Below are 3,058 nucleotides of genomic sequence, written 5' to 3'. Positions count from 1 at the left end.
GATGCGGCGGTCGGGTGGTCGAAGAACAGGGTCTTACGAAGCGAGCCGAACTCGCGTTCCAGCGCGCTGATGATGCGGAGCATGTCGAAGGAGGTGAGCCCGTGGGCGGTGAAGTCCTCACCGGGCTGGAGAGCGTGGCCGGTGATGCTCTCAACGATGCGGGTGAGGAGGGCAGCCGGGTCGTCGGTGGGTTCGACGACGGCCTGGGGGTCGATCGACGCGGCGGCGGGCTCGGCTGGCAGAGACGCCTCGGACGCCGCGGAGGCGATGCGCTGGGCGAGGTCGTTCGCACCGTCGAACTCGTAGAGGTCGGCAGCCCTGACTTCGACGTTGTAGAACGTGGCCAGCTCGCGGGCCAGGTCCATGCGGAAGATGGAGTCGAGGCCGAATTCGGTGAACGAGGCGTCGAGCGGGAATTCGGCGGGGTCGATGTCGAGAAGACGCGCCGCGCGGTCGCGGATAACGATCGCGACGTGGGAGGCCGAGACGGACCGCGGCGCCGACGCGGGTGTTGACGCAGCGGGCACGGGAACGGCGGGCTTCTCAGGCTGCCGCTTCTGCTCACGCACGACGGCCGCCGGACGTGCCGCGGTGGGCGTGAGGCGGATGCGCGGGCGTGGGGCCGACGATGCGACCGGGGCCTCAGACGTGGTTTCGACGCGCGTTTCGGCCATGGGCGGAGTACCTCCTGCCAGCGATGCTCGGCCGTCGAACCAGTACGTGGCACCGCGCGGCGCCGGGGTCGGCAGGGTGACGCGGCCGGGACGGCCCTCCGCCCAGTACCGCCGCCAGTCGATCGACCCGCCGTCCGTCCAGCGGGCCGCGTCAGCCCGCAGCGGCTCGGGCACCTCGCCGTCACCGATCAGCACGCTTCCGGCCGCGTCGCCGCCGGAGCCCGCGAGCTCGGCGAGCAGCTTCAGCAGGTCGCTCACGTCGTCTGCGATCAGCGCCGCACGCACGGCGCCGTGACGGTCGGAAAGCTGCAGCGAACAGGCGAGTTCTGCGATCAACGGCTCGGCACGATCGCGGATGTCGTCCGCGAGCGCGGCGGCGCGTGCGGCGAGACTCGCGGCGTCGTACGCACTGACCGGGACCAGCCACGAGCCCGGCGAGGCGGACGGGCCCGGGTCCGACCGGTCGGCGCGCAGGACGACGTGGGCGTTGGTGCCGCCGAAGCCGAAGGAGCTGACGCCCGCGACACGCACGTTCCGGCCGTGCTCGTCGGTGACATACGGCCACCGCCTGGCCTCGGTGTTGACGTACAGCGGGCTATCCGCGAATCGCAGATGCGGGTTCGGCTCGTCGAAGTGGAGTGACGGTGGCAGCACGCCGTTCTGCATCGCGAGCACCGTCTTGAGGAGCCCTGCGATCCCGGAGGCGGCCTCCAGGTGTCCGAGGTTGCTCTTGACCGATCCGAGCGCCAGTACGGGCTCGTGGGGCACGGTGGCTCCGTGCTCGTCGTACAGGCGCCGAGTTGCGCGCTTGATTCCGTCGGCCTCCACGGGGTCGCCGAGCGGGGTCGCCGTGCCATGTGCCTCGATGAAGGTGAGGGTGCGCGGGTCGATCGCGGCGCGTTTGTAGGCGCTGTACAGCGCCTCTGCCTGGAGTGCCGGGTTCGGCGCGGTGAGCGAGGAGGCGCGGCCGCCGTGGTTGACGGCCGAGCCCGCGATCACCGCGTAGACGTGGTCACCGCCGGCCCGGGCGGCAGCCAGGGGCTTGAGCAGCACGACGCCGACGCCCTCGCCGCGCACATAGCCGTCCGCGGACCGGTCGAAGGTACGGCAGCGATGGCCGGGGCTGAGCATCCCGGACTGCCCGAAGGCACGGAACAGGCCCGGGCTCAACAGGGCACTGACTCCCCCGGCGAGTACGGCCTCGCACTCGCCCGCGCGCAGGGCTGTGACACCCCGGTGAATCGCAACCAGGGAACTGGAGCACGCGGTGTCCACTGCCTCGCTCGGCCCGTGCAGGTCGAGGGCGTGCGAGACGCGGTTGGCGAGGATGGAGTGGGCGATGCCGCTCGCGGTGTGCGCGTGGACGGCGGCGCCGCCCACACGCAGCAGATCGTCATAGTCCGCGGTGGAGACGCCCGCGAACACTGCGGTCCGGGAACCAGCGAGGTCGGCCGGGGCATATCCCGCGTCCAGGATCGCGTCCCGCGCGGCGGTGAGGAAGAGCCGCTGCTGCGGGTCCATCACCCGGGCCTCCTGCGGCGAGATCCGGAAGGCGCGCGCGTCGAAGCGCCCGATATCGGCGAGGAACCCACCTTCGAGGCCCTTGAGTTCGGGATCGGCGAGCAGTTCGAGGCGGTCGGCCGGCGGCGCGGTGATCAGGTCGTGGCCCGCGGCGAGGTGCCGCCAGTATTCGTGCATACCGGGCGACCCGGGCAAGATTCCAGCGATGCCGATGATGGCGATCTCGTCTGGGGTGGCAGCGGCGTCCGCGGTGTCAGTCTGGGGGACAGCGGCCTCCGAGACCACCACGTCTGGCGGAACGTCGGCGACTGACGAAGCGGCGGGGGCGAGTTGGGCGGTGTGGTTGCTCGTCAGATAGCGCGCGAGGGCGCTCAGCGTCGTCCACTCGAAGAGCACCGTCGGCAGCAGGTCGAGGCCGTAGAGCGCGTTGACCTGGCCGATCAGCTCGGTCAGCGAGACCGAGTCGAAGCCCGCGTCGAGCAGGTCCTCGGTGAGGTCCACCTCGTCCTCGGGAACCAGCAGGAAGCCGGAGGCGATGCGGCGCAGCTCACACTCGACCGAATCTTGACCGAGCGCCGCCGCACCTCCTGTGGGCTCCGGCGGCGCGGCGGGCACTTCCGGCTTGTCGTCGGCGGCGGCCGCGTGGACGACGAAGCTCCCGGCGTCGTCGGCGAGAGCGGCCTGGAAGACCGCGAGGCCCGACCGGGTGGTGAACGGCACCATCCCCGACCGCCCGGTCAGCAGGCGCAGCGTGCTCGGGTCGGGACTCATGCCGCCCTCGGCCCATAGCGGCCAGCCGACCGCGACCGTGCGTCCAGAGCGGCGGCCCTGCCGGACGAGTTCGGCACGCGCGTCGGCCCACT

General features: G+C 71.6%; 1 protein-coding gene. It reads right to left on the bottom strand.

What is annotated here, in order from left to right; genetic code table 11:
* Positions 1-2,966, bottom strand: a 2,966-nt coding sequence (locus tag AC08ON_RS04415; RefSeq protein ID WP_476616504.1) for a beta-ketoacyl synthase N-terminal-like domain-containing protein, incomplete at its 3' end; no start/stop codon positions are given.
* Positions 2,967-3,058: the final 92 nt, after the last annotated feature.

It is taken from the genome of Frankia sp. CoWAU3 (assembly GCF_977971855.1).
This window is presented reverse-complemented; position numbering and strand designations above follow the sequence as displayed.